The organism is Acidovorax sp. Root70 (assembly GCF_001428225.1).
GTDB lineage: Bacteria > Pseudomonadota > Gammaproteobacteria > Burkholderiales > Burkholderiaceae_C > Acidovorax.
Genome location: NZ_LMHQ01000031.1, coordinates 327,159 through 353,931 on the forward strand (window position 1 = coordinate 327,159; position 26,773 = coordinate 353,931).

A 26,773-nucleotide genomic window follows, 5' to 3' on the forward strand; every position below is an offset into this window, starting at 1 on the left:
CCAAATGAAATGCAACGGCCCTGGCGCCGCCTACCCCTGGTGCGCCTGCCAGGCCAGAAAATCATCGACCGGCAGAGGCCGCGCAATGTGGTAACCCTGCGCCTCATCGCAGGCCAGGACACGCAGGCGCTCCAGGATGGCCGCCGTCTCCACGCCCTCGGCCACCACGGTGAGTCCCAGGTTGTGCGCCAGATCGATGGTCGAACGCACGATCATCGCGTCGTCCTCGCCGGACTCCATGCCCATCACAAACGACTTGTCGATCTTGAGCTCATCGACCGGCAGGCGCTTGAGATAGGCCAGCGACGAATAACCCGTGCCGAAATCATCGATGGACAGCTTGAAGCCCTGCTCCGACAGGCGGTTGAGCATGGCCTCGGCGCGCTGCGGGTCGTCCATGATCGCGCTCTCGGTGATCTCCAGGCAGAAGGCACTCGCAAGCACCCCGTGGCGTGCCAGGATGTCGCCCAGCCGGTGGCTCAGCTCGGGGTCGAGCAGATCGCGGGTGGAGAGGTTGACCGACACCCTGAGCGGCAGGCCCCGCGCGCGCGGGTCGGCCAGCAGGCGCGCGACTTCTTCAAACATCCACAGCGTGAGGTGGCGCACAAACCCCGTCTGCTCAGCAAACGGAATGAACTGCATGGGCGGCACCAGCCCGCGCTGCGGGTGCTGCCAGCGCACCAGCGCCTCGGCCGCCAGACCCGGCTGCCCGTGCAAGGGCACCTTGGGCTGCAGGTACAGGCGCAGCTCATGGTGCTCCACAGCCTGGCGCAGCTCGGTCAGCAGCGACAGGGTCTGGGCGCTGGACGAGTCAAACGCTGCGTCGTACTGCAGCGCGCCACTGAGCTGACGCTTGGCGGCATACATGGCGATTTCAGAGCGGCTGAGCAGGGTGTCGGCATCGTCCGCATCGCCCGGCCAGCAGGCAAAGCCAATGCCCGCGCTCAGGTCCACGGTCTGGTCTTCAAAAGCCAGCGGCTGCTCGAACGAACGGTTGATGCGCTGCGCAATGTCGTGCGCGGCGGCGGCGTCGGCACGTCGCAGCAGGATGGCGAATTCGTTGCCGCCCAGCCGCGCCACCATGTCGTCGGGGGATGGCAGCTGCTGGCTCAGGCGCTCTGCCACCGCCTGCAGCAGGCGGTCGCCAAATGCGTAGCCCAGCACATCGTTGACATGCTTGAACCGGTCCAGGTCCAGGGTTAGCACCGCCAAGGGCTGCACGGGTGCAGTGCTGGCGGCAATGGCCTGCACCACGGCGTCACGAAAACGCTCCCGGTTGGGCAGGCCCGTCAGCCGGTCCCAGTAAGCCAGGTGGCGGATCTCGGCTTGCTGCGCGCCAATGTCCACCCGCATATGGTCGAACGAGCGCGCCAGGTTGCCAATCTCGTCGGTGCGGTCGGTGTGCTCCAGCGGTACGTCGTATTCGCCGCGCGACAGCCGCTGCGTGGCCGCCAGCAGCGAGCGCAGGGGCGTGGTGAGCCGCTGGGCCACCAGGCCCGTGCCCGCCGCAAACAGCAGCACACCCGCCACGGTGATGATGGCCAGCAGCACCTGCAATTGCCGGTACGGCGCCACCACCTCGTCCACCGAGCGCAGCAGCAGCGAGTGCACCTCGCCCCCCACGCTGTCCATCCGGCTGGAGCGCGCGAGCAATGCGCCCTCTTCCGTCTGCAGCTCGCCCGCGGCGCCACCGCTACCTAGCAGCAAGGCCCGCGCATCGGCGGGCAAGGTGCTGACGGGCAGGGTCACCGTGCCATCCGGAGCCTTGACCATCAAGGTCACATGCACGGACAACAGCTGGCGCATTTCGTCGGCACGCGACTGGTCGATGCGAAAACCCATGAGCACCCAGCCAATGACCACCGGCGCCCGCAGGGGCACCATCACAAACTGGTAGGGCACGCCGTCCATGACCGCAATCTGGCTTCCCTGGGGCTGCTGCGCCAGCCGGGGCACCACCTGCCGCAGCGTGGCCGGAAATTGGTCCATGCTACCCGTGAGGCTGACCGCACGCAGCTCCAAGTCGGTCCCCAGCAGCGCCGTCACGGCCGCGCCGATGCGGCTGCCGTGGTTCTCCAGCACCGATTGGATGGTTTCCTCGTCCCCCGAGTTGACCGCAGCGCGAAACCCGTAGTCGGCAGCCAGCAGGGCCGAGCCCTGGCGCAGTTGCTCGGCGTTCTGGTCCAGCAGGCGGCGCCAGATGTTTTCGTCCAGGTCCAGGGCGCGCGCGATCTGCGCGCGCGCATTGCGGTCGATGGAGGCCCGCACCACCGCAAAACCCGCCGCCTGCACGATGAGCAGCAGCAGCAGCGACAACCCCACCAACCGCAGGATCAGGCTGCGCCGGGCCAGGCGCAGCCGCATCAAGGCTGCAACCCCGTCATGCGCACCGAAGCCGTGGCCATGCCCGTGGCGGGCACGGCCAACGTCTGCTCCAGCGCCGGGGCACCCACCGGCAGGCGGGTGTGCCAGGTGCGCAGCGTGTAGGTGCCGGGCGGCACGTTGTCGAGTTGCGCCTTGCCTGTGGCGGCGGGGGTGCGGGCGTAGTACGGCGTATCCACCACCAGCACCCAGCCCACCATCTGGTCGTGGATATTGCAGCCCAGGGTGACCACCCCGGTTTTGTCAAACAGCACCGGGTTGGACGGCGTGCCGCTGTACAGCTTGAGCTCGAACTTCTTGGCAGGCGAGAAGGAGTACACATGGTGCCGCACCGAATCGCGGTTGGGGAACAGCACCTCGGTGCCCACCGGCACCACCAGCAGGCCGGGCACGAACTGCCGCTTCTCCTGCGCCATCTCCGCACCAGACAGCGGCTTGACCTGCTTGCGCGCCTCGGCAGAGTCCAGAAACACCACGGCATCGGCCAGCGGCTTGCCCGCGGCGTCAGACACATCGACCTGCACCGTGCCCGCACCGGCGCCAGCGGCCAACGTGGCCAGCAGCGCCGCGCACCAGGTCCTGCGCCCCGCACGCACCGGCAGCCTGGGCATACCGCTCTGGCTCATGGTTCGATCGCCAGGCCCACCAGTGGGGCGCCGTCGCCCACCAGGCCCAGGGGGCGGGTGGCGCCCGTGGCCAAGTCCACCTGGTGCAGCCGGGTCTGGGTATCGGCGGCGGTGCGCACGGCAATGAGGGCGGTGTTGCCCACGTCGGCAATGTCAAAGCTCACATCCGTGAGCGGCCCCAGCCCCAGCGGGCCTACGGTGCGCAGCTGCCCGGCATTGGGCGACACCACGGGCACCGTGCCTTCGCGCGAGCCCTGCATCACCAGCACGCCCAGGGCGCGATCGATGGCGTAGTTGGTGGTGATCTTGCTGTCGTTGGGGTTGTAGGTGTAGGCAGCACCGGCAATGTCGGGCTTGCGGCGGGCGTTCACGTCGCCCCAGGCGTAGCGCAGGCTGGGGTCGGGCTGCACGCCCTCCACGGCAGCGTCGCCATCGACGGCAGCCCCGGTGTCGGGGTGCAGGCGCAAGTTCTGGCCGGTGTTGGACACCACCCGGATGCGGTCGGCCGCTGGGTTGAAATCAAAGCCGAACACGGTGCCCTGCAGCGCCAGCGCAGCGGGCGCGAGGCCCACCGGGCGCAGCGCGCCCGTGGGGATGTCGAGCGTGTACAGGCGGCCCGCTTGCGACAGCGCATAGAGCACGCCCTTGGCCACGCGGAAGTCGATGCCCACCAGCCGTTCGCCGGGCGCCAGGCCCGTCACCGGGCGCCGCTCCAGGATGCGCTCGGGCTGCACAGCCTGGAAGGTGATGAGCTCCTGCGAGGCCGTCACCGCCACCAGGGTTTCGCGCAACCCGGTATCGGGCCGAGGCGCCGCACAGCCGGCCAGCACGGCCAGGGCCGCCGCAGAGGCGGCGGCCGCGCGCAGCGTGGAGGAGGGAAAAAACGGATGCATGAAAGGCCTCGCAAGTGTTACAGGTTTATACCTGATCGATTGCGCCCACGGCGGGGGCAAGGGCAAACCCCAAGCCTTGCATTTACTTTGTTTTTGATAGCAACAAAGCCATATTTCGATGGCACTACCAGTGTTTTTCATCATGATTTCAGCGCGACCTTCTGTTGCACTTTGCCTCCAGCGCACCCGGCTCGTGCATGGCCGCATTTGTAACAACGGCGGCCATGCAGATCGGGCATGGGGCCATCCGCAACGCTCATGACACATTTGGTTGTTATTACCTACACTGCACCGACCCCAGCGCCCGCCCAATGGGCGCACAGCGGCCGGTGGGCACCCTTATTGCTTGGCGCAAAAGCCCACCGTTTGATCACGCTTTGATCCTTTTCGAGACCCAAGGACCCCCATGTCGGCTGCTTCCACCCTCAAATCCCTCTCGATCTCCAGCCGGCTCGGCCTGGGATTCGGCTGCATGCTGGTGCTCCTGGTGGCTGTGGCGGCGGTGGGCCAACTGTCCGCGGGCAAGGTGCACGATCAGATGATTCAGATCACCGACGTGGGTGCCAACAAGGCCAAACTGGTCAACGGCATGCTGGAGGGCGTGAGCGCCATCGGCATCCAGAGCCGCTCCGCCGCCATGCTCAACGACATCGACCCCAAGCAGGCGCGCGAGCAGATCGTGGCCGTGGGCAAGACGCTCAAGGAGTACGCCACGCAGGAAGCCGCTTTGACCCAGTTGCTCACCCCAGCCACCGCCACCCCCGCAGAGCTCAAGCTGCTGGGCGAGGTGCAGGCCCTGGGCGGCAAGACGCGCCCCGAGCTCGACAACGCCATCAAGGCGGCAGACGACGGCGACACCGTGAGCGCCACGCTGGCGCTCATGACGCGCGTGGCCCCCGCCGAAACCGCCTGGCGTGCCAAGCTGCGCGAGTTGATCGAACTGCAAAACACCCTGAATGCCGAAGCCACGGCTTCTGCAGAGCAAACCCAGAGCAGCGCCCGTGTGGTGGGCGGGCTGCTGGTGCTGCTGGCCATCGGGCTGGGCGCACTGATCGCCTGGCGCATCACGGCCAGCATCACTGCCCCCATCGGCCGTGCGGTGGTGGTGGCCGAGCGCATTGCGCGCGGCGACCTCACCTCGCAGGTGGAGGTGCGCATCCACGACGAAACCGGGCGCCTGCTCGAAGCCATTGCGGCCATGCAGGAGCGTCTGCGCACCCTGGTGGGCGAGATCGGCCAGACTGCCGACTCCATCCTGGTGGCCAGCTCGGAGGTGGCCTCGGGCAACCTGGACCTGAGCCAGCGCACGGAGCAGACCTCGCACAACCTGCAAAGCGCTGCCACCTCGCTGGTGGACCTGACCGGCACGGTGTCGCAAAGCGCCGACTCGGCCCGCCAGGCCAACCAACTCGCGTCCACCGCGTCCGATGCGGCCACACGCGGCGGCGAAGTGGTGGGCCAGGTGGTGCGCACCATGGACACCATCAGCGCCAGCTCACGCAAGATCGCCGACATCATCAGCGTGATCGATGGCATCGCGTTCCAGACCAACATCCTCGCGCTGAACGCCGCCGTTGAGGCCGCCCGTGCCGGCGAGCAGGGCCGGGGCTTTGCCGTGGTGGCGGGCGAGGTGCGCAACCTGGCGGGCCGTTCGGCCCAGGCTGCGCGCGAGATCAAGGCCCTGATCGGCACCAGCGTGGACCAGGTGCAAGAAGGCAGCACGCTCGTCAACCACGCGGGCAAGACCATTGAAGAACTGGTGCAGTCGGTGCGCCGCGTGTCCGACATCATGGGCGAGATCACGGCCGCCACGCAGGAGCAAAGCCAGCGCATCGGCCATGTGAGCCAGTCCGTGGGCGCGCTGGAAGAAATGACCCAGCAGAACGCCGCGCTGGTGGAAGAAGGCGCGGCCGCCGCCGACAGCCTCAAGGACCAGGCGGGGCGCCTCACGCAGATGGTGGGCACCTTCCGCCTCACGCGCAACGATGGCGGCGGCGAAGACAGCTGGGGTACCGCCAGCCCCGCCGCAGCACCGGCGGCGGTGCCGGCGCCCACACGCACCACAGCCCCACGCCCACTGGCCTCTGCCCCGTCACGCGCTCCTGCACTGCCGCGCAGCTGACGAGACTTTCCCACGGGCGTACGCTCCCAGAGGGAAAGCGCAGAGCGCCTCAGGGGGCGGTCACGCTGGACCGCAGCGCAGCCAAGTCCAGCACGCGCAGGCCGCCGTACTCCACACGAATGGCGCCTTGCGCCTCCAGCGCAGACAGCGCCTCGTTCACCCGCTGGCGTGACAGCCCCACCAGATAGGCCAGCTCTTGTTGCGTGATGCGCAGCACCTCGCCCACGCCCGGGTACAGCACCGGGTTGAACAGCGATGCCAGGCTGCGCGCCACCCGCACATCGGGGTTGTTCAGGCGGTCGATTTCGCGCGCTGCGATGAACTGACCCAGGCGCTCGTTGAGCTGGTTCATCACGAAGCGGTTGAAGCCGATGGAGTGGTCCAGCAGCCAGTGAAAGCTGTCGATGGGCAGCCCCGCCACCACGCTCTTGCGCAGGGCCTGGATGTTGTAGCGATAGGGTTCGCGCTTGATGGTCGTGCCCTCGCCAAACCAGCCGCCAGGCGGCAGGCCCGCATAGGTCATGGTCTGCCCCTGGGCGTTGTCGGTGCTCATCTTGAGCAGACCCTCCACCACCCCAAACCAATAGGTCACCGGGCGTCCCACACGGCACACATAGTCGCCCGGCTTGGCGTCACCCACCAGCAGCGAGGCCACCGCACGCTCCCGTTCAGCGGGCAGCAGCAGGGGGAGCCAGGGAATGCCTTCCAGCTCCTGCGGTGTGGGCGAACGGCGCCGCTGGTGCAGCGACAAGTCCTGGTGGGTGCGTGGGTCCATGGCACAAAGGTTCTCACGAAAAAGGGGCCCCGCGGCCGCCTGGGCATGCGGGAATACCACGACCCCAATTGTCGTCAGACCGACAAAAAAATGCCAATCGTGACGGGATGATGTCGCCTCGCGCCCCCGCCATACAGGGAGGGCGCCCCGAGGAGACAAGCACCATGACCCAACCATCTTCCACCACCGCACGCCCCCACCACCCCGCGCCCACCGCACTGCGCCCCCTGGCCCGCCGCCAAGTGCTGGCCGCTGCAGCCGCCACCGCAGCGGCCGTGGGCCTGCCCGGGCTGGGCTGGAGCGGCGCAGCCCGCGCGCAGGAGGGCGCCATCAAGATCGCACAGTCCACCGCCCTCACCGGCCCGCTGGGCGATCTGGGCTCGGCCATGCACCAGGGCGCCAAGGCCGCGTTTGCGGGCATCAATGCGCGCGGCGGCGTGCACGGCAAGGCCATCGAACTCGTCACCCAGGACGACACCTACGACGTGCCCAAGGCGCTGGCCAACGTGGAGCAGTTTCTGGCCGACCCTGGGTACTTTGCGCTGTTCAACTGCATGGGCACGCCCATGATCGACGCCATGCTGCCCAAGGTGATCGAGAGCGGCATCCCGTTTTTTGCGCCCTTCACCGGCGCGCAGCTCAGCCGCACCAAGAACGCCCGCAACGTGTTCAACATCCGCGCCAGCTATGCCGACGAGGCCGAGAAGCTGGTGCAGCACCTGTCCACCATCGGCATCCAGCGCATTGGCATCGTCTACCAGAACAACTCGTTCGGCAAAGAGGTGTTCAACGCGGCCAAGCAGTCCATGGACCGGCTCAAGCTGCCCGAGGCCGTCGCGGTGACCGTGGAGAACAATGCCTCGGACGCGGGCAGCGCCGCAGCCAAGCTGGCCGGCGGCAACCTGGAGGCCATCGTGATTGGCCTGGCGGGCAAACCCACGCTGGAGTTTGTGAAGGCGTTCCGCGCGCTCAAGCGGGGCGTGACGCTGTACGCGCTGTCGGTCATGGGCACCCCGGCCACCGTCAAGGCCCTGGGCGCGGACGCCACGGGCATGGCGATCTCGCAGGTGGTGCCCCTGCCCTCCAACGTGGTGATGCCCGTGGTGCGCGAGTTCCAGGCCGCCTGGAAGGCCTCGGGCGCCACGGCCGAGCCTTCGCATCTGGCGCTGGAGGGCTACATCAACGCCCGCGTGTTTGCCGAGGCTTTGCAGCGCGCAGGCCGCAACCCCACCCGCGCAGCCTTCATCGACGCCACCTGGAACCTGAAAAAGTGGGACCTGGGCGGGTTCGAGATCAGCGCCAGCACGCCCGACCGCAACGCCTCGCGCTTTGTCGAACTCACGCTGGTGGGGCGCGATGGGCGGTTCTTGCGATAGCCCGAAGGGCCCGCCGCTGGCACGCTGATGACAGGGGCGCGCTGCGGCGGGGCCGCCCATTCAATTGCTATAAATCAGATAGCTATCAGCGCATATTGCACTAACGCTACCGGCCGATTTCGCCCAAATACTGCTATTGCGACGCCAGCCCGTACCGGTAGCCCTTGAACGACCAGATGGTGCGGCCGGGCTCGATCTTCTCCAGCAGCAGGCCCGGCCCGGCCGGGTCGCCCTCGTGCAGCACCTGGCCGTTGACGATGGCCATCCGGTACACCGGGTTGCTGGAATAGGTGACCCCAGAAATCTTGAGTGACGGCAGCTGCGCCCGCACGGCTTCGGGCAGATCGGCCTGCGCAAACACGGTGCCCGTGGCGACCGGGGCTGCGGCAGGAGCGGAATTGGCCGCTGCTACGTCTGCGGCACGCGGGGGGGGAGCGGCGGGCGTGCGCTCGCGCGGGGCGGGCGCTGCAGAGCGCGGCCGCTCGGGGTCGGCCGCAGGGGAGTGCGGCACCACGGAGGGGCTGGGCGCGGGCGCAGGCCGCTCCCGCTGCGGTGCCGCCGCGCGCGGCGCGGTTGCCGGAGGGGGCGTTACCGCTGGCGCCACGGCAGGGGCCGGTTCCAGGGAGGCCACGGCAGCGGGTGGCGCCGTGGACGCTACCGCCGGCATGGACGGAGCCACGGCCGCAGAAGTAGCAGGCGCTGCAGCCACTACGACGGCGCCCGCCGGTACAGGCCGCTGCAAGACCCACCAGGTGCCGCCGGCCGCCGCGGCGGCCACAGCAACCACCGCCACAGCCACCAGCACCGGGCTGATGGCCGACCGCCCGGCCACCGGCACGGCACCCGGCACGGGCACCGCCTGGGTATGGATGCCGGGCACGGCGCCACGGCCCCGTTCGGCTTCTGCGCGCCGCAGCGCGTCGAGGATGTAAGACACTGGGTTCAGCCTCCGGTGCGCAAGCGCGGTTCGCTCACGCCGTTGACACGGTTGAGCAGCATGAGGGTCAAGGGCCCCGCACGGCCGTCCGGGGTCACCCCCTGGGCCAGCTGGAAGCGCTGGATGCGTGTCTGGCGCTGGGCCGGCGTAATCGCACGGCCGACTGCCGTTGCGCCAGCGCGCGAGCCACCGGCCGCAGCCGTGGCCAGCTGCTGGTCCAGCCAGGCGGCGCCGGCAGCGGTCTCCGCCAGGTCGCCCTTGTCGGGCATGTCGGGCGGCGTGCGCCACAGCGTGGCCATGTCGCCACGCCACACTTGCGCCAGCTCGGCCACCGGCACACGCACCGTACGGCCCGCGCCTTCGAGCGTGGCCATGTCGCCGTCCAGACGGCGTAGCACGGCCGACACCGCCACATCGCCCTCTTCGGACGGGAACAGCGTGACCAGCACTGGGCGGTCGATCTGCCGCACCAGGTTCAGGCCCGCGCGGCGGTTGCGGTAGCAACGCAGGCCGTCGCGCGGCAAGGCGGCGCAGGCATCGGCACCTTCGGCCACGCTGCCCCCCCAGGCCGAGGCCAGCGTCTGCCAGGCCGCGTTGTCGCTGGCGGGCAGTGCGGCCACAAACTGCTGCAGGTCCGACATGGCCACCGGCGCCGCACCGCGCGGGGCCGAAGCCCCTGCCGTTGGCGCCGTGGGCGTTGTAACCGCTGCCGTGCTGGCAACACTGCTGGGTGGGGCGGTGGATGATGGCGCGCTGGCAGATGTTTTGCTGGCCATGGCGCCCGCAGGCGCGGCGGATGACACGACGCCCTGCCGAGACCATTGCGGCCAGGTCCCCAATGCCCAGCCGCCCGCCACCAGGGCGGCACCCGCCGCCACGCCCAGGCTGGCCACCGCCCAGCGGGGCCACTGGCCCCGCGCGCTGCGCGCCGCAGCGGCCGACGCGGGCGCATCAAACACCTCAGCCGCCGCACGCTGGACGATGCGGGCGCTGACCTCGCGCACCCCGGCCGCGTAGGCGCCCAGCAGCGCCCGGTCGCACAGCAGGTTGATGCGCCGGGGGATGCCGCGCGACAGCGCATGCACCCGCCGCAGGGCGCTGCGGCTGAAGGGCTGCGGCCCTTGCAGACCCGCCACGGCCAGGCGGTGGGCGATGTACTGCTGGGTTTCCTGCGCGCTCAGCGCATCGAGGTGAAAGCGCGCTATCACGCGCTGGGCCAGTTGCTCCAGCGCAGGGCTGGCGACCATGGTGCGCAGCTCGGGCTGGCCGATGAGGATGATCTGCAGCAGCTTGCGCTCGCTGGTTTCCAGGTTGGTCAAGAGGCGTAACTGCTCCAGCACGTCGGCCGACAGGTTCTGCGCCTCGTCGATGATCAGCACGGTGTTGCGCCCGGCGCCATGCGCAGCGAGCAGCGAGGCATTGAGCGGGTCGATGTAATCCTTGACCGTTTCCACCCCGGCCACCGAGGGCTGGTGCGGCACGCCAAACTCGTCGCAAATAGAGCGCAGCAGCTCGCCCACCGTGAGCTTGGGGTTGAAGATGTAGGCCACGTTGCAGTGCGGCGGGATCTGCTCCAGAAAGCAGCGGCACACCGTGGTCTTGCCCGCCCCCACCTCACCCGTCAGCAGCACAAAACCGCCGCCCGCATCCAGCCCGTACAGCAGGTGCGCCAGCGCCTCGCGGTGCCGCTCGCTCATGAACAGGTAGCGGGGGTCTGGGGCGATGGAGAACGGCGGGTGCTGAAGGCCGAAGAACGGGGCGTACATGCCCCGGAGGATACCGCCCGCCCATGGGCAGGGTTTTACCCACCCGGGAGTTACCCCTAAATTGTCGTCGGCAAGACAAGATGGCGTCAAAGTGGGTCCTAGCATTCCCCCATCGCGCAAACACAAGCTTGCGCACCCGGCAGTCACCGGGCTGACACCTTCTCACTTTCAGGAACCAGCAATGTTGACCACGTTCCCGCAACTGCTGCTCAAGCACGCCGCCGAGCGCCCCGACGCCCCGGCCCTGCGCGAAAAAGAATATGGCATCTGGCAAACCCACAGCTGGGCCGACCTGGTGCGCCTGGTGGAACAGGTGGCCGCCGGCCTGCACCTCGCAGGCCTGAAGCGCCACGAACACATGGTGGTGGTGGGCGCCAACCGCCCCCGCCTGTACGCCACCATGCTGGCCGCGCAGTCGCTGGGCGCCATCCCCGTGCCGCTGTACCAGGACGCGGTGGCAGCCGAATGCATCTTCCCGCTGAACAACGCCGAAGTGCGCTTTTGCCTGGTGGAAGACCAGGAGCAGGTGGATAAGCTGCTCGAAATCCGCGAGCAATGCCCGCAGATCTCCAACATCTACTTTGACGACCCGCGCGGCCTGCGCAATTACGCAGAGCCCGGCCTCGCCTCGCTGGACGCCCTGATCGAGTCCGGCAAGGCCTTTGCAGCCCAAAACCCCGGCTGGTTCAAGGCCGAGGTGGCCAAAGCCCAGCCCGGCGATGTGGCCGCGATGTTCTTCACCTCGGGCACCACGGGCAACCCCAAGGGCGTGGTGCACACCCACAGCACGCTGCTGGACCGCGCCAGCGCGGGCGCCGAATTTGACAAGCTCACCAGCGGCGAAGAAGTGCTGGCCTACCTGCCACCCGCCTGGATCGGCCAGAACATCTTCAGCTACGCGCAGTGGCTGGCCTGCGGCTACGTAGTCAACTGCCCCGAGTCAGCCAGCACCGTGACCATCGACCTGAAAGAAGTAGGGCCCACCTACTACTTTGCGCCCCCCCGCATTTTTGAAGGTCTGCTCACCAGCGTGATGATCCGCATGGAAGACGCTGGCGCCTTGAAGCGCAAGATGTTCGAGGCCTGCATGGCCGTTGCCAAGCGCGTGGGCCCGGCCCTGATGGACGGCGAGCCTGTGGGCACCCTGGACCGCATCAAGTACGCGCTGGGCAACCTGCTGGTGTACGGCCCCCTGCGCAACAACCTGGGGTTCAGCCGCGTGCGGGTGGCCTACACGGCGGGCGAGGCCATCGGCCCCGACCTGTTCACCTTCTACCGCTCCATCGGCATCAACCTCAAGCAACTGTACGGCTCCACCGAAACCGCCGTGTTCGTGTGCCTGCAGCCCGACAACCAGGCGCGCGCCGACACCGTGGGCGTGCCGATTCGTGGCGTCGAGATCAAGGTCGCCGACAACGGCGAGATCCTGGTCAAGTCGGCCGGGTTGCTCAAGGAGTACTACAAGAACCCCGCCGCCACGGCCGAGGTGCTGACGGCGGATGGCTGGTACCACACCAGCGACGCGGGCTTTCTGGATGCGCACGGCCACCTCAAGATCATCGACCGCGTCAAGGACGTGGGCCGCATCCTGGGCGGCGCCAACGACGGCGCCATGTTTGCGCCCAAGTACGTGGAAAACAAGCTCAAATTCTTCCCGCACATCAAGGAAGTCGTGGCCCTGGGCGACAAGCGCGAGAAGGTCTGCGTGATGGTCAACATCGACTTCGACGCCGTGGGCAACTGGGCCGAGCGCCGCAACCTGCCCTACGCTGGCTACACCGACCTGGCCCAAAAGCCCGAGGTGTATGAGCTGATCCGCGAGTGCATCGAAAAGGTCAACGCCGACCTGGCCACCGACGCCATGCTCGCGGGCAGCCAAGTCAGCCGCTTCCTGGTGCTGCACAAGGAGCTGGATGCCGATGACGGCGAACTCACCCGCACCAACAAGGTCCGCCGCGGCTTCATTGCCGACAAGTACGGCGTGCTGGTGGATGCACTGTATGCAGGCCGCACCGAGCAGTACATCGAGACGCAGGTGAAGTTTGAAGACGGCCGCACGGGCAGCGTGAGCGCCACGCTCAAGCTGTCGGACACCAAGACCTTTGCGCCTGTGAAGAGTGCCGCATGAAGCCCGCGCTCTACCCGCTGGAGAAGCCCCCCACCATGACCACCAAGAAGATCGGCGACGTCATCCTCGACGTCAAGAACATCAGCCTGCGGTTCGGCGGCGTGAAGGCGCTCACCGACATCTCGTTCAACGTGAAAGAGCACGAGATCCGCGCCATCATCGGCCCCAACGGTGCGGGCAAAAGCTCCATGCTCAACTGCATCAACGGCGTGTACACGCCGTCCGAAGGCTCCATCACCTTCCGAGGCAAGACGTTTGACCACATGAACTCGCGCCAAGTGGCCGAGATGGGTGTGGCCCGCACGTTCCAGAACCTGGCGCTGTTCAAGGGCATGAGCGTGATCGACAACATCATGACCGGCCGCAACCTCAAGATCAAAAGCAACCTGCTGATGCAGGCGCTGCGCATCGGCCCGGCCGAGCGCGAGGAGATCCGCCACCGCGAATACGTCGAACACATCATCGACTTCCTCGAAATCCAGGCCTACCGCAAGACCCCCGTGGGCCAGCTGCCCTACGGCCTGCAAAAGCGCGTGGACCTGGGCCGGGCCCTGGCCATGGAGCCGCAGGTGCTGCTGCTCGATGAACCCATGGCCGGCATGAACGTGGAAGAGAAGCAGGACATGTGCCGCTTCATCCTGGACGTGAACGACGAGTTCGGCACGACCATCGTGCTCATCGAGCACGACATGGGCGTGGTGATGGACATCAGCGACCGGGTGGTGGTGCTGGACTACGGCAAGAAGATCGGCGACGGCAGCCCCGACGAAGTGCGCAGCAACGAAGACGTGATCAGTGCCTACCTCGGCACCTCGCACTGATCAGGAGACGACAACATGGCATTCTTTCTCGAAACACTGATCGGCGGCCTCATGGCCGGCATGCTGTATTCACTGGTGGCACTGGGCTTTGTGCTGATCTACAAGGCCTCGGGCGTGTTCAACTTTGCGCAGGGCGCGATGGTGCTGTTCGCAGCGCTGGCCATGGCCCGTTTTGCCGAGTGGATCCCCAAGTGGACGGGCATCAGCAGCCCCATCGTGGCCAACCTGGCGGCCTTTGTGATCGCGGGCGCCATCATGTTTGTGGTGGCCTGGCTGATTGAAAAGCTGGTGCTGCGCCACCTCGTGAACCAGGAAGGCGCCACGCTGCTCATGGCCACGCTGGGCATCACCTACTTCATGGAAGGCCTGGGCCAGACGCTGTTTGGCAGCGATATCTACAAGATCGACGTGGGCATGCCCAAGGAGCCCATCTTCGCGCTGGAGTCCATGTTCCAGGGCGGCATCCTGATCAACAAGGAAGACGTGATCGCCGCCGCCATCGCCGCCGCACTGGTGGCCCTACTGTCGGTGTTCTTCCAGAAGACCTCCACCGGCCGCGCCCTGCGCGCCGTGGCCGACGACCACCAGGCGGCCCAATCCATTGGCATCCCGCTCAACCGCATCTGGGTGATCGTGTGGTGCGTGGCGGGCGTCGTGGCCCTGGTGGCCGGGATGATCTGGGGCAGCAAGCTGGGCGTGCAGTTCTCGCTGACCACCGTGGCGCTGCGCGCCCTGCCCGTGGTGATTCTGGGCGGCCTCACCTCGGTGCCCGGCGCCATCATCGGCGGGCTGATCATCGGCGTGGGCGAGAAGCTCTCCGAGGTGTACCTGGGCCCGTTCGTGGGCGGGGGCATCGAGATCTGGTTTGCGTATGTGCTGGCGCTGGTGTTCTTGCTGTTCCGCCCTCAGGGGTTGTTCGGCGAGAAGATTATCGATCGCGTGTAACCCATAAGAACAACAGGAGACTTCCATGCTCTACCGCGAAAACGGCCAGTTCAAGACGAGCTACCGCGCTGACCAGCAGATCTTCCCGATCGCACAGGACCGCCTGGCCATCGGGATCATCCTGGCCATTGCCTTCATCGCTGTCCCCATGCTGGCCAGCGACTACATCTTCCGCGCCATCCTGATCCCCTTCGTCATCATGGCGCTGGCAGCCCTGGGAGTGAACATCCTGGTGGGCTACTGTGGGCAGATCTCGCTGGGCTCCGGCGCGTTCATGGCCGTGGGCGCCTACGGGGCCTACAACTTCTTCGTGCGCTTTCCGGGCATGCCGCTGATTCCTGCCTTGATCCTGGGCGGGCTGTGCGCCACGTTCTTCGGCATCCTGTTCGGGCTGCCCAGCCTGCGCGTCAAGGGGCTGTACCTGGCTGTGGCTACGCTGGCCGCACAGTTCTTCAGCGACTGGATGTTCCTGCGCATCAAGTGGTTCACCAACAACTCCGATTCGGGCTCGGTGTCGGTCAACAACCTGCAGGTGCTGGGCATGCCCATCGAAAGCGCCACCAGCAAGTACCTGTTCTGCCTGGCGTTGCTGGTCATCGTGGCCCTGCTGGCCAAGAACCTGGTGCGCGGCGCGATTGGCCGCGAGTGGATGGCCATCCGCGATATGGACGTGGCCGCGGCCGTGATCGGCATCCGCCCCATGTACGCCAAGCTCAGCGCGTTTGCCGTCAGCTCCTTCATCGTGGGCATGGCCGGTGCGCTGTGGGCCTTTGTGCACCTGGGCGCTTGGGAACCAGCAGCCTTCTCGGTGGAGATTTCGTTCCGCCTGCTGTTCATGGTGATCATCGGCGGGCTGGGCTCGATCATGGGCGGCTTCTTTGGCGCGGCCTTCATCGTGGTGCTGCCCATCGTGCTCAACCAGTTCCTGCCCGCCTTCATGGGACTCTTTGGCATCGAGGTGTCCACGGCGGGCGTGTCGCATGCCGAACTGATGATCTTCGGTGCGCTGATCGTGTGGTTCCTGATCGTGGAACCCCATGGCCTGGCCAAGCTGTGGTCCACCGCCAAGCAGAAGCTGCGCCTGTGGCCCTTCCCCCATTGACCGGGCGGTATTGCAGGAAACCCCTTACTCGCAATTCCCGATTCGCCCCTGCCGCATTGCCGCGTTAACTGTCCATCCGTCCTGTTTTCCCCGTGCTTCAACACATTCATTCAAAGGAGACATCCATGAAGCTTTCGAAAATCGTGATCGCCGCTGCGGTGGTTGCTGCCGGTGCCTCGTCCGTCGCGACGAGCGCCTTCGCGCAAGCCAAGGAGCAGTTCTTCCCGCTGCTGTCGTACCGCACGGGTCCGTACGCACCCAACGGTGTGCCATGGGCCAACGGCAAGCAGGACTACATCAAGATGATCAACGCCCGCGACGGCGGCATCAATGGTGTGAAGCTGACTTTTGAAGAATGCGAAACGGGCTATGCCACCGACCGGGGCGTGGAATGCTATGAACGCCTGAAGAGCCGCCCCGGCGTCTCGTTGTTCGACCCCCAGGCCACCGGCATCACCTTTGCGCTGACCGAAAAGGCCCCCGTGGACAAGATCCCGCTGATGACGCTGGGCTATGGCCTGTCGGTGGCGCAGGACGGCCAGGCGTTCAAGTGGAACTTCCCCTTCATGGGCAGCTACTGGACCGGTGCCGACATCCTGATCCAGCACATCGGCAAGGCCAATGGCGGCCTGGACAAGCTCAAGGGCAAGAAGATCGCGCTGGTGTACCACGACAGCCCGTTCGGCAAGGAGCCTATCCCGCTGCTGCAGGAGCGCGCCAAGATGCACGGCTTTGAGCTGCAGATGCTGCCCGTGACCGCACCTGGCGTGGAACAAAAGGCCACCTGGCTGCAAGTGCGCCAGAGCCGTCCCGACTACGTGCTGCTGTGGGGCTGGGGCGTGATGAACTCCACCGCCCTGAAGGAAGCCCAGGCCACTGGCTACCCCCGCGACAAAATGTACGGCGTGTGGTGGGCAGGTGCCGAACCCGATGTGCGTGACGTGGGCGAAGGCGCCAAGGGCTACAACGCGCTGGCGCTGAACACCTCGGGCCAGCAGCCCAAGGTGATCCAGGACATCCTGAAGAACGTGCACGACAAGGGCCAGGGCACGGGTCCCAAGGACGAAGTGGGCTCGGTGCTGTACACGCGCGGCGTGATCATCCAGATGCTGGCCGTCGAGTCGGTGCGCCGCGCACAGGAGCGCTTTGGCAAGGGCAAGGTCATGACCGGCGAACAAGTGCGCTGGGGCATGGAAAACCTGGCCCTGGACCAGAAGAAGCTGGACGCGCTGGGCTTTGGCGGCGTGATGCGTCCGCTGTCCACCAGCTGCGCCGACCACATGGGCTCCACCTGGGCGCGCGTGCACACCTGGGACGGCGGCAAGTGGAACTTCTCGTCGGACTGGTACCAGGCCGATGAGCAGATCCTGAAGCCCATGATCAAGGCGGGTGCGGACAAGTACCTGGCCGACAAGAAGATGACACGCCGCGAAGCAGCGGACTGCCAGTCTTGAGCTCATCCCCCTGAGCGGCTGCGCCGCTTCCCCCTTCTCTCTTAGCGCTTCGCGCTGCGGGAAGGGGGACGCCACCGGTGCGGCGGGGCGGCCCTTGCACGGTGGCACTGGTATTTCAGGCTGCGACCGTTTCAACGGCCAGTGATTCGCGGTTGCGCTCTCGGGAGCAGCCGCCAATCCAAAGGGTTGACCCACAGCCTTTTGGATTGGTACAGGAAGGCAAGACCATGGACTCCAACAGCAACATCGTTCTCAACGTCAACGGCATCGAAGTCATCTACAACCACGTGATCCTCGTGCTCAAGGGCGTCTCGCTGCAGGTGCGCGAGGGCTCTATCGTGGCCATCCTGGGGGGGAACGGGGCGGGCAAGACGACAACCTTGCGCGCTATCTCCAACCTGCTGCAGGGCGAGCGGGGCGAGGTGACCAAGGGCAGCATCGAGCTGCGCGGCGAACGCATCGAAAACCTCTCGCCCGCCGACTTGGTGCAGCGCGGTGTGGTGCAGGTGATGGAGGGGCGGCACTGCTTTGCCCACCTGACCATCGAAGAGAACCTGATGACGGGCAGCTACACCCGCACCAGCAAGGCCGAGATCGCGGCCAACCTGGAGAAGGTCTACAACTACTTTCCACGCCTCAAGACCCGCCGCACCTCACAGGCGGCCTACACATCGGGCGGCGAGCAGCAGATGTGCGCCATCGGCCGCGCACTCATGGCCAACCCGAGCATGGTGCTGCTGGACGAACCCTCCATGGGCCTGGCGCCACAGATCGTGGAAGAAGTGTTCAACATCGTGAAGGACCTGAACACCAAGGAGAAGGTGACCTTCTTGCTGGCCGAGCAGAACACCAACATGGCCCTGAAGTATTCGGACTACGGCTACATCATGGAAAGCGGCCGCGTGGTGATGGACGGCGCTGCCAGCGACCTGGCCAACAACGAGGACGTCAAGGAGTTCTACCTGGGCGTGGGCGGCGGCGAGCGCAAGAGCTTCAAGGATGTCAAAAGCTACAAGCGGCGCAAGCGCTGGTTGGCCTGACATGCCCCCTGTGGCGCTGCGCGCCTTCCCCCTCAGGGGGACGCACCCGGTGGCCTGGCAAAGCCAGTTCCACGGGTGCGCTGGTGGGGTAGCGCGGGCGACCAAGGCCGTGTTCTTTTTCAGATCTCCAAAGAAATCACTCTCAATTTCATAGCTGCTTACGCTTGATGGAAAAGCGCTAAAGGCATATTTCACTCAAACAACCTCACAAGGAAACCCAGGCATGAGCACGTTCTATGACGCCCTGGAAACCCGCAGCCCCGCAGAGCGCGAAGCGGCCCTGATGGCCGCGCTGCCGCAGCAGATCGCCCATGCCCAGAAGGCGTCGCCGGCCTTTGCCAGCATCCTGGCGGGCGTGGACGCATCGACCGTCACCAGCCGCGCGGCGCTGGCGCAGCTGCCGGTCACGCGCAAGTACGAGTTGCTGGAGCGCCAGCAGGCGGGCCGCGCCAGCAACGTGTTTGGCGGCTTCAGCGCGCTGGGCTTTGGGCCCGGCATGACGCGCGTGTTTGCCAGCCCCGGCACCATCTACGAGCCCGAGGGCACGCGGCGCGACTACTGGCGCATGGCGCGTGCGATCCACGCGGCTGGCTTTCGCAGCGGAGAGCTGATCCACAACAGCTTCAGCTACCACTTCGTACCCGCAGGCTCGATGATGGAAACCGGCGCGCACGCGCTGGGCTGCACCGTGTTCCCCGGCGGCACGGGGCAGACCGAGCAGCAGGTGCAGGCTATGGCGGAGCTGCAACCTGCGGGCTACATCGGCACGCCCAGTTTCCTCAAGATCATCGTCGAGAAAGCGGCCGAGATGGGCGTGGCGCTGCCCACCGTGACCAAGGCGCTGCTCTCGGCCGAGGCCTTTCCGCCGTCGCTGCGCGACTGGTTCGCCGAGCGAGGCATCGCGGGCTACCAGTGCTATGCCACCGCTGACCTGGGCCTGATCGCCTACGAAACCTCGGCGCGCGAGGGCCTGGTACTGGACGAAGGCGTGATCGTCGAGATCGTGCGCCCCGGCACCGGTGACCCGGTGCCCGAGGGCGAGGTGGGCGAGCTGGTCATCACCACGCTCAACCCCGACTACCCGCTGGTCCGCTTTGGCACCGGCGACCTGTCCGCCGTGCTGCCCGGCCAGTGCCCCACCGGCCGCACCAACACCCGCATCAAGGGCTGGATGGGCCGGGCCGACCAGACCACCAAGGTGCGCGGCATGTTCGTGCACCCCGGCCAGGTGGCCGCCATTGCGCGGCGCTTTCCGCAGGTGCTGCGCGCACGCCTGGTGGTCAGCGGCGAGATGGCCAACGACCAGATGGTGCTGCAGGTCGAGACCACCGAGACTGCCGCAGGCTTGGCCCACCAGCTCAGCGATGCCATCCGCGAAGTGACCAAGCTGCGCGGCGAGGTGCAGATGCTGCCCCCGGGCGCCCTGCCCAACGATGGCAAGGTCATCGAAGACGCACGCAGCTACAAGTAAGCAGCCTCTTGGAACGTGTTTGCGATCTCGGATCGTGAACACGTTCTCAGGGCCCACCACGGTGCGGCACGGGTCCGCGCGGTGATGGGCCCTGCGTGCAACACACCCCAAAGAGGTGCGCACACAACATTCGATGCAGTGGTGCACCGAGGTTTGCGGCAGCGCAAGAAATGCAGGTTTGGTCACCGCGCCCGTCGCAGTGTTTACCCTAGTAAAGCTACTTTATTGATAGCAATACAACCAATAATCATGGGCGCTACAAGGCTCTTTTTCTTAAAGACCATGCTGACCGTGTGCTACGTACTATCCGCAATGCTCCTGAAAATGCCCCTCGCTATCATGGCCCGTCATTTACAGGAGCACCCATGAAAACAACGCTGAAACTCGCCCTCGTCGCTGCCGCTGCAGTGGCCGCCTTTGGCGCCCACGCGCAGGACTTCCCCGCCAAGGACAAGACGATCACACTCGTGGTGCCCTTTGCGGCTGGCGGTCCTACTGATCGCGTGGCCCGCGACCTGGCCGAAGCGCTGCGCAAGCCGCTGGGCACCGTGGTGGTGGACAACACCGCCGGTGCAGGCAGCTCCATCGGTGCCGCCCGCGTGGCCCGCGCCAACCCGGACGGCTACACGCTGCTGCTCAACCACATCGGCATGTCCACCATGCCCGCGCTGTACCGCAAGCTGTCGTTCAGCGTACCGAACGACTTTGAATACCTGGGCATGGTCAACGAAGTGCCCATGACGCTGATCGCTCGCCCCAGCATGCCTGCCAACAACTTCAAGGAGTTGACCGCCTGGATCCAGCAGAACAAGGGCAAAATCAACCTGGGCAACGCCGGGCTGGGCGCGGCGTCGCACCTGTGCGGCCTGATGTTCAAGTCTGCGCTGCACACCGATATGACGGATGTGCCTTACAAGGGCACGGCCCCTGCCATCACCGACCTGATCGGTGGCCAGATCGACCTGCTGTGCGACCAGACCACCAACACCACCAGCCAGATCGAAGGCAAGAAGGTCAAGGCCTACGCGGTGACCACCGCCAAGCGCCTTACGACCCCTGCGCTCAAGGACCTGCCCACCCTGGCCGAATCGGGTCTGAAGGACTTCAATGTGAGCATCTGGCATGGCCTGTATGCCCCCAAGGGCACGCCAGCCGACGTACAAAAGAAGATCAACGACGCCCTCAAGGTCGCGCTGAAGGACCCTGAGTTCATCAAGAAGCAGGAAGCCCTGGGCGCCGTGGTCATCACCGACAAGCGCATCGAAGGCCCCGAACACAAGAAGTTTGTGGCCGCCGAGATCGACAAGTGGGGCGCCGTCATCAAGGCCGCAGGCACCTACGCGGACTGATCCTCCCGCAACCGGCAGGGGCCTGAACGCAGCCCTGCCAGCCCCCTCTCCAAAGCCGCCGCGTCGCACGACGCGTTGCGGCTTTTTTCATGGGCGTGTAGTGGTCTGTTGATCGGACTGTGCGCGCGAGATTGCACGCCGCAGATGTCCTGCGCCACCAGGATTGGGGTTATCCATCTGCCCCCACTGCGACAACGCGCGTAGAACCCCAGCAGACCTTTCTCTTCTCCCCGACATCAAGGACCGATCCCCATGGCACGCACTCCCCTCCACGCCCCCACTCGCTCACCCCGCTCATCGGATGCCGCAGCCGCTGCGCACCCACTCCGCGCGCGTCGTCGCCAGGTGATGGTCCTGGCCGCCAGCGCCGTTGCGCTGGCCTGCGCGGCGGCGCTGCTGCCCACCATGGCGCGCGCCCAGGGGGCATGGCCCACCAAGCCCGTGCGCATCGTGGTGCCCTTTGCGCCCGGCGGCACGACCGACATCCTGGCCCGCGCCATGGCGCCCGAGCTGTCCAAGGCCTTCGGCCAGCAGTTCATTGTGGACAACCGCGCAGGCGCGGGTGGCAACGTGGGTGCCGAGATCGTGGCCAAGTCACCCGGCGACGGCTACACCCTGCTGATGGGCACCGTGGGCACCCACGGCATCAACCGCGCGCTGTACGCCAAGCTGCCCTACGATCCCATCAAGGACTTTGTGCCCATCACCATGGTGGCGGCCGTGCCCAATGTGATGGTGATGAACGCCGACAAGGCCAAGGCCCAGGGCATTCACAACGTGCAGGATTTCATCCGCGTGGCCAAGGCCAACCCCGGCAAGATGAACATGGCCTCCAGCGGCAACGGCACATCGATCCATCTGGCCGGCGAGCTGTTCAAGAGCATGACCGGCACCTTCATGCTGCACCTGCCCTACCGCGGCTCCGGCCCAGCACTGATGGACATGGTGGCGGGCAACGCGGACGTGATGTTCGACAACCTGCCCTCGTCCATGGCGCAGATCAAAGCCGGCAAACTCACCGCACTGGCCGTGACGAGCTCCGAGCGCTCGGGCGCACTGCCCGATGTGCCCACGGTCGAGCAAGCGGGAGGCCCCACGCTCAAAGGCTACGAGGCCAGTTCCTGGTTCGGCCTGCTGGCACCTGCAGGCACGCCTGCCGACATCGTCAACCGCATCCAGCAAGAAGTCGCCAAGTCACTGGCCACACCCGCCATGAAGGAGCGGCTGCTGGCCCAGGGTGCCATCCCTGGCGGCAATACCCCGGCCGAATTTGCCAAGCACATCGACAACGAGCACAAGAAGTGGGCGCAGGTGGTGAAAACGTCGGGGGCGAAGGTGGATTGATGGCTCCGGGATGCCCGGCCACCAGCGCATCCGTTGTCGACCGGGGGGCCGGGCTTGTGAGAAGGCTCCGCGGCCGCTGCGGGACGGTGCCAAGAACCTCCTCGTGCCCCGAGTGCATGCGCTCAGGTCATCCGCTCACACACCCCACACCACATCCACATCGGCCGCAGCACTGCGCCGGAGCATCTCGATGAACGGCGCTGCGCGCTGGTGCAGGCGTACGACATCATTGCGCTCCTCGGTCGCAGCCTCATCGTTTTCCTGGGCTTCGGGCTGGGTGTCGTCCGCAAGCACGGCTGCCTCCAGTGCGGCAATGGCGGCCGGGATCTGCGCTGCGGTCACGATGCCGCTGGTACCGGGTGTCTTGCCGATGATGGTCACGATCTGGCGCCCCTGGGGCTCGAGCATGATCAGGTCGGCAGTGGCGCGGGATTTGAACTTGTAGAGCATGGTGAAAGGCTTCACGGAAGGTGTTTCGGGGTCCGCATACATGTAGTCGCGGGCGAACGGATAGCTCGATTGTGCGCCGGGCAAGGGCCCCCGGGCCGTGTTGCCGTCCGGCTTGATCGCCAGCATCTGGTGCAGCGCCATCCAGCCACGTTCAAACCCCAGGGCGCTGCCCGCCAGGTACAGGCGGTACGCACGCAGGACCTTATCACCCCGCTCGGCACCGCCTTGTGCGGCCAGCACCTCACGGGCTGCAGGCAATTGGGCTTCCAGGCCGTCGGACCACGCCCACAGCGTGCGCGCGTAGTGGGGGCGCAGATTCTCGGTGTCCACCATCTCCAGGCCTGCAAGCGCCATGTCGTGCTGCACGGCGCTCACATGCAGCAGCTCTCCGCCCGGGAAGATGTACTGCTCGATGAAGTCGCCCATGCCTGCACCCAGCTGCGCGTTGTCCACCCCCCCGGCCGTGATGCCGTGGTTCAGTACCAGCCCCCCCGGCCGCAGCAAGCGCGCCACGGTGTCGAAATAACGACCCATCTGCGCACGGCCCACGTGCTCGAACATGCCCACCGAGGCGATCTTGTCGAAAGGTTGATCCACCCGCAGCTCGCGGTAGTCCACCAGCTGTACGCGCACGCGGCCTTGAAGGCCGCGCTCGTCAATCAGCCGCTGCACATGCGCGTGCTGGTTGCGCGACAGCGTGATGCCCGTGGCATCCACGCCATAGTGCTCGGCAGCCCACAACAGCAGACCGCCCCAGCCCGCGCCGATGTCCAGAAATCGCTCGCCGGGCGCCAGCAGCAGCTTGCGGCAGATGAGGTCGAGTTTGGCCTCCTGCGCCTGGGCCAGCGTCAGGCCGGGTGACCGGTAGTAGGCACACGAATAAACGCGGCGAGGGTCCAGCCACAGCGCGTAGAAGTCGTCCGACAGGTCGTAATGGAACTGCACCTGCCGGGCGTCATGCACCAACGTGTGCGCTGCCATAGACCGCGCTCTCGCGAGCACCCGCGGCCACCAGCCATGGTGCTCGTCCCGGGCCGGGTCGCGCGTGAGCAGGCCCGCGGCGGCGGCCATCAGGTCGCGCATGCCGCCTTCGAGCGCTATTCGCCCCTCAACGATGGCTGCGCCCACGTTGCCGATCTCGCCCGTAGCCAGCGCCACCAGGGCCATGCGGTCACGAAAGCGCAGGGTCACCGCCGGGTCGGACGCGCCCAGTTGCTGGCCCGCCGGTAGCTGGACCGCCATGGGCACTGGCAAGGTTGCCAGCCGCCCCTCCAGGGTGTGCAGCAAGTGCTTCATGCCAGGATTCTTGAAGTGATGCTGCAACGCGTCAATACGCCGCCCGGCTTTTTAGAAGCTGTCCTACAGAGGCAGCACGCTTTAGCAGCAGGGGGGAACCCCATTGACAGCAATTTGTTTAGGCCTAAACTATTTTGGCATGAACATCCTCTGCATTGGCGGCGGGCCCGCCGGTCTCTATTTCGCTCTGCTCATGAAGCAGCAGAACCCCGCGCACCGCGTGACCGTGGTCGAGCGCAACCGGCCGTTCGACACCTTCGGCTGGGGCGTGGTGCTGTCGGACCAGACGCTGGCCAACCTGCAGGCAGCCGACGCCCCCACGGCGGCGCTCATCGGCGATGCGTTCAACCACTGGGACGACATCGAGGTGTTCTTCAAGGGCCGCAGCGTGCGCTCCACGGGCCACGGCTTTTGCGGCATCGGGCGCAAGCGGTTGCTCAACATCCTGCAGGACCGTTGTCTGGAGCTGGGCGTGGAGCTGGTGTTCGAGATCGACGTGGCCGACGACCAGGCGCTCGCCGCCCAGTACAACGCCGACCTGGTGATAGCCAGCGATGGCCTCAACAGCCGCATCCGCACCCGATACGCCCGCGTTTACCAGCCGGACATCGACCTGCGCGAATGCCGTTTTGTCTGGCTGGGCACGCACAAAAAGCTCGACGCATTTACGTTTGCCTTCGAGCAAACGGAGCATGGCTGGTTCCAGGCGCACGCCTACCAGTTCGACGCCGACACATCCACCTTCATCATCGAGACGCCCGAGGCCGTGTGGAAGGCCCATGGCCTGGACGCCATGGAGCAGCCTGAGGCGATTGCATTTTGCGAAAAGCTCTTCGCGAAGTACCTGGACGGTAACGCGCTCATCAGCAATGCCACCCACCTGCGCGGCTCGGCCAACTGGATCCGTTTTCCGCGCGTGATCTGCAACACCTGGGTGCACCGCGAAGCCATCGGCGGCAAGCAGGTGCCCATCGTGCTGATGGGTGATGCGGCGCACACGGCGCACTTCTCCATCGGCAGCGGCACCAAACTGGCGCTCGAAGACGCCATCGACCTCGCCAACGAGTTCGCCACCGGCCTGCCCATCGATGAGGTGCTGCAGCACTACGAGGCACGCCGCAGTGTGGAGGTGCTCAAGATCCAGAACGCTGCGCGCAACAGCACCGAGTGGTTTGAAAACGTGGCGCGCTACACCGGCATGCCCATCGAGCAGTTCACGTATTCACTGCTCACGCGCAGCCAGCGCATCAGCCACGAAAACCTGCGGCTGCGCGATGCGGCTTGGCTCGAGGGCTATGAGGCCTGGCTCGCAGGCGGCAAGGCGGCGATTCCGCCCATGCTCACGCCTTTCACCCTGAAAGACCTCTCGCTCAAGAACCGCATCGTTGTCTCCCCCATGGCGACTTACAGCGCGGTCGAGGGCGTGCCGCAGGACTTCCACCTCGTGCACCTCGGCGCCCGCGCCCTGGGCGGCGCCGCGCTGGTGATGGTGGAGATGACCAGCCCCACGCCCGAGGGCCGCATCACGCCCGCCTGCCCCGGCCTGTGGAACGATGCGCAGCAAGCCGCCTTCGCGCGCATCGTCAACTTTGTGCACGGCAGCAGCACGGCCAAGATCGGCCTGCAGCTAGGCCATAGCGGCCCCAAGGGCTCCACGCGCGTGGGCTGGGAAGGCACGGACGAGCCGCTGGAGACCGGCAACTGGCCCCTGCTGGCCGCCAGCCCCATCGCGTACGGCCCACAGAACCAGACGCCTGCCGCCATGACCCGCGCCGACATGGACCGCGTGACCGCCGCGTTTGTGGACAGCGCTCGCCGGGCCGTGGCCTGCGGCTTTGACTGGCTGGAGTTGCACTGCGCGCACGGCTACCTGCTGGCCAGCTTTTTGAGTCCCGCCACCAACCAGCGCACGGACGAATACGGCGGCAGCCTGGACAACCGCTGCCGCTACCCGCTCGAAGTGTTGACCGCGCTGCGCGCCGTATGGCCGGCCGACAAGCCGCTGAGTGTGCGCATCTCGGCACACGACTGGCTCCCAGATGGCAACACCGCCGACGACGCGATCGCCATCGCGCGCTTGTTCAAGGCCGCAGGCGTGGACCTGATCGACGTCTCCTCCGGCCAGACCACGCGCGAATCGCGCCCGATCTATGGCCGCATGTACCAGACGCCGTTTGCCGACCGCATCCGCAACGAAGTGGGCATTGCCACCATGGCCGTGGGCGCGATCACCGAGGCCGACCACGCCAACAGCATCGTCGCGGCCGGGCGCGCGGACCTGTGCGCCATCGCCCGCCCCCACCTGGCCGACCCAGCCTGGACGCTACATGCCGCCGCGCAACTGAGCCCCGTGGCCGCAGCGCACACCGACTGGCCGGTGCAATATCACAGCGGCCGCGACCAGATGCTGCGCGAGATTGCCAAGCAAAAGCAGATGGCCGCGCTGGCCGCACCGGCGCAAGAATCCAGCAAACCCGCAGCCATCGAGTAAACCAC

Annotated in this window: 19 protein-coding genes and 1 pseudogene; 12 read left to right on the forward strand and 8 right to left on the reverse strand. The window is 66.4% G+C overall.

Annotation, left to right across the window (positions count from 1 at the left end):
* Positions 1–30 precede the first annotated feature (30 nt).
* Genes ASD94_RS21220 through ASD94_RS21230 form a run of 3 tightly spaced genes read right to left on the reverse strand, consistent with a single transcriptional unit; the run spans position 31 to position 3,901 of the window.
* Complete coding sequence (locus tag ASD94_RS21220) at positions 31–2,364, reverse strand: bifunctional diguanylate cyclase/phosphodiesterase (protein WP_056647409.1); 2,334 nt, start codon at positions 2,362–2,364, stop codon at positions 31–33.
* Complete coding sequence (locus ASD94_RS21225) at positions 2,364–3,008, reverse strand: methylamine utilization protein (protein WP_156391493.1); 645 nt, start codon at positions 3,006–3,008, stop codon at positions 2,364–2,366. Before ASD94_RS21225 ends, ASD94_RS21220 begins: the two co-directional genes overlap by 1 nt.
* Positions 3,005–3,901, reverse strand: a complete 897-nt coding sequence (locus ASD94_RS21230) for a DUF4394 domain-containing protein (RefSeq protein ID WP_056647418.1) — start codon at positions 3,899–3,901, stop codon at positions 3,005–3,007. Before ASD94_RS21230 ends, ASD94_RS21225 begins: the two co-directional genes overlap by 4 nt.
* Positions 3,902–4,307: 406 nt before the next feature.
* Between ASD94_RS21230 and ASD94_RS21235 the strand changes: the two genes are divergently transcribed.
* Entirely contained in the window at positions 4,308–6,023 is a 1,716-nt protein-coding gene (locus ASD94_RS21235) for a methyl-accepting chemotaxis protein (RefSeq protein ID WP_056647423.1), read from the forward strand.
* A gap of 49 nt (positions 6,024–6,072) precedes the next feature.
* Here ASD94_RS21235 and ASD94_RS21240 read toward each other — a convergent pair whose 3' ends face one another.
* Positions 6,073–6,798: a Crp/Fnr family transcriptional regulator gene (locus ASD94_RS21240; protein ID WP_015012356.1), complete on the reverse strand. Its 726-nt coding sequence runs from the start codon at positions 6,796–6,798 to the stop codon at positions 6,073–6,075.
* Positions 6,799–6,962: 164 nt separating this feature from the next.
* On the opposite strand from ASD94_RS21240, the gene ASD94_RS21245 reads away from it, so the two are divergent.
* A complete protein-coding gene (locus ASD94_RS21245; protein ID WP_056647426.1) occupies positions 6,963–8,174 on the forward strand; it encodes an ABC transporter substrate-binding protein in 1,212 nt (403 codons plus the stop codon).
* 133 nt (positions 8,175–8,307) lie between these two features.
* On the opposite strand, the gene ASD94_RS21250 is transcribed toward ASD94_RS21245, so the two are convergent.
* Positions 8,308–9,111 carry a general secretion pathway protein GspB gene (locus ASD94_RS21250; RefSeq protein ID WP_056647428.1) on the reverse strand — a complete coding sequence of 268 codons (804 nt, stop codon included), beginning with the start codon at positions 9,109–9,111 and terminating at the stop codon, positions 8,308–8,310.
* A 5-nt stretch (positions 9,112–9,116) separates the two neighbouring features.
* Positions 9,117–10,877 carry an AAA family ATPase gene (locus ASD94_RS21255; protein ID WP_056647431.1) on the reverse strand — a complete coding sequence of 587 codons (1,761 nt, stop codon included), beginning with the start codon at positions 10,875–10,877 and terminating at the stop codon, positions 9,117–9,119.
* A gap of 181 nt (positions 10,878–11,058) precedes the next feature.
* Between ASD94_RS21255 and ASD94_RS21260 the strand changes: the two genes are divergently transcribed.
* The 9 genes from ASD94_RS21260 to ASD94_RS21300 all read left to right on the forward strand — a co-directional run bounded on the left by ASD94_RS21260 (position 11,059) and on the right by ASD94_RS21300 (position 22,531).
* Positions 11,059–13,005, forward strand: a complete 1,947-nt coding sequence (locus tag ASD94_RS21260) for a long-chain fatty acid--CoA ligase (RefSeq protein WP_056647433.1) — start codon at positions 11,059–11,061, stop codon at positions 13,003–13,005.
* 35 nt (positions 13,006–13,040) lie between these two features.
* On the forward strand, positions 13,041–13,826 hold the full coding sequence (locus tag ASD94_RS21265; RefSeq protein ID WP_056060064.1) for an ABC transporter ATP-binding protein: 786 nt from the start codon (positions 13,041–13,043) through the stop codon (positions 13,824–13,826).
* A gap of 15 nt (positions 13,827–13,841) precedes the next feature.
* Positions 13,842–14,771 (forward strand): branched-chain amino acid ABC transporter permease, encoded by a 930-nt coding sequence (locus tag ASD94_RS21270; protein ID WP_056647436.1) that lies wholly within the window; start codon positions 13,842–13,844, stop codon positions 14,769–14,771.
* Between the two features lie 25 nt (positions 14,772–14,796).
* On the forward strand, positions 14,797–15,873 hold the full coding sequence (locus ASD94_RS21275) for a branched-chain amino acid ABC transporter permease (RefSeq protein WP_056647439.1): 1,077 nt from the start codon (positions 14,797–14,799) through the stop codon (positions 15,871–15,873).
* 125 nt (positions 15,874–15,998) lie between these two features.
* On the forward strand, positions 15,999–17,327 hold the full coding sequence (locus ASD94_RS21280; protein ID WP_056647441.1) for an ABC transporter substrate-binding protein: 1,329 nt from the start codon (positions 15,999–16,001) through the stop codon (positions 17,325–17,327).
* Between the two features lie 227 nt (positions 17,328–17,554).
* On the forward strand, positions 17,555–18,367 hold the full coding sequence (locus ASD94_RS21285; RefSeq protein ID WP_015012347.1) for an ABC transporter ATP-binding protein: 813 nt from the start codon (positions 17,555–17,557) through the stop codon (positions 18,365–18,367).
* A gap of 223 nt (positions 18,368–18,590) precedes the next feature.
* A complete protein-coding gene (locus tag ASD94_RS21290; protein WP_056647444.1) occupies positions 18,591–19,838 on the forward strand; it encodes a phenylacetate--CoA ligase family protein in 1,248 nt (415 codons plus the stop codon).
* Between the two features lie 365 nt (positions 19,839–20,203).
* The gene (locus ASD94_RS21295) at positions 20,204–21,187 is read left to right on the forward strand and encodes a tripartite tricarboxylate transporter substrate-binding protein (protein WP_056647447.1); all 984 of its coding nucleotides are present in this window, start codon (positions 20,204–20,206) and stop codon (positions 21,185–21,187) included.
* Between the two features lie 348 nt (positions 21,188–21,535).
* The gene (locus tag ASD94_RS21300; RefSeq protein ID WP_199226529.1) at positions 21,536–22,531 is read left to right on the forward strand and encodes a tripartite tricarboxylate transporter substrate binding protein; all 996 of its coding nucleotides are present in this window, start codon (positions 21,536–21,538) and stop codon (positions 22,529–22,531) included.
* 135 nt (positions 22,532–22,666) lie between these two features.
* Here the strand turns inward: ASD94_RS21300 and ASD94_RS24150 are convergent, their stop codons facing one another.
* Positions 22,667–22,981, reverse strand: a complete 315-nt coding sequence (locus ASD94_RS24150) for a DUF1840 domain-containing protein (RefSeq protein WP_056647453.1) — start codon at positions 22,979–22,981, stop codon at positions 22,667–22,669.
* Positions 22,942–24,277, reverse strand: a pseudogene (locus tag ASD94_RS21310) (class I SAM-dependent methyltransferase). Before ASD94_RS21310 ends, ASD94_RS24150 begins: the two are co-directional and overlap by 40 nt.
* A 139-nt stretch (positions 24,278–24,416) precedes the next feature.
* Here ASD94_RS21310 and ASD94_RS21315 point away from each other — a divergent pair.
* Complete coding sequence (locus tag ASD94_RS21315) at positions 24,417–26,768, forward strand: bifunctional salicylyl-CoA 5-hydroxylase/oxidoreductase (RefSeq protein WP_056647456.1); 2,352 nt, start codon at positions 24,417–24,419, stop codon at positions 26,766–26,768.
* Positions 26,769–26,773: the final 5 nt, after the last annotated feature.

Coding starts and splice junctions, on each gene's coding strand:
- ASD94_RS21220 (WP_056647409.1), bottom strand. CDS start 2,364: ATGCGGCTGCGCCTGGCCCGGCGCAGCCTGATCCTGCGGTTGGTGGGG.
- ASD94_RS21225 (WP_156391493.1), bottom strand. CDS start 3,008: ATGAGCCAGAGCGGTATGCCCAGGCTGCCGGTGCGTGCGGGGCGCAGG.
- ASD94_RS21230 (WP_056647418.1), bottom strand. CDS start 3,901: ATGCATCCGTTTTTTCCCTCCTCCACGCTGCGCGCGGCCGCCGCCTCT.
- ASD94_RS21235 (WP_056647423.1), top strand. CDS start 4,308: ATGTCGGCTGCTTCCACCCTCAAATCCCTCTCGATCTCCAGCCGGCTC.
- ASD94_RS21240 (WP_015012356.1), bottom strand. CDS start 6,798: ATGGACCCACGCACCCACCAGGACTTGTCGCTGCACCAGCGGCGCCGT.
- ASD94_RS21245 (WP_056647426.1), top strand. CDS start 6,963: ATGACCCAACCATCTTCCACCACCGCACGCCCCCACCACCCCGCGCCC.
- ASD94_RS21255 (WP_056647431.1), bottom strand. CDS start 10,877: ATGTACGCCCCGTTCTTCGGCCTTCAGCACCCGCCGTTCTCCATCGCC.
- ASD94_RS21260 (WP_056647433.1), top strand. CDS start 11,059: ATGTTGACCACGTTCCCGCAACTGCTGCTCAAGCACGCCGCCGAGCGC.
- ASD94_RS21265 (WP_056060064.1), top strand. CDS start 13,041: ATGACCACCAAGAAGATCGGCGACGTCATCCTCGACGTCAAGAACATC.
- ASD94_RS21270 (WP_056647436.1), top strand. CDS start 13,842: ATGGCATTCTTTCTCGAAACACTGATCGGCGGCCTCATGGCCGGCATG.
- ASD94_RS21275 (WP_056647439.1), top strand. CDS start 14,797: ATGCTCTACCGCGAAAACGGCCAGTTCAAGACGAGCTACCGCGCTGAC.
- ASD94_RS21280 (WP_056647441.1), top strand. CDS start 15,999: ATGAAGCTTTCGAAAATCGTGATCGCCGCTGCGGTGGTTGCTGCCGGT.
- ASD94_RS21285 (WP_015012347.1), top strand. CDS start 17,555: ATGGACTCCAACAGCAACATCGTTCTCAACGTCAACGGCATCGAAGTC.
- ASD94_RS21290 (WP_056647444.1), top strand. CDS start 18,591: ATGAGCACGTTCTATGACGCCCTGGAAACCCGCAGCCCCGCAGAGCGC.
- ASD94_RS21295 (WP_056647447.1), top strand. CDS start 20,204: ATGAAAACAACGCTGAAACTCGCCCTCGTCGCTGCCGCTGCAGTGGCC.
- ASD94_RS21300 (WP_199226529.1), top strand. CDS start 21,536: ATGGTCCTGGCCGCCAGCGCCGTTGCGCTGGCCTGCGCGGCGGCGCTG.
- ASD94_RS24150 (WP_056647453.1), bottom strand. CDS start 22,981: ATGCTCTACAAGTTCAAATCCCGCGCCACTGCCGACCTGATCATGCTC.
- ASD94_RS21315 (WP_056647456.1), top strand. CDS start 24,417: ATGAACATCCTCTGCATTGGCGGCGGGCCCGCCGGTCTCTATTTCGCT.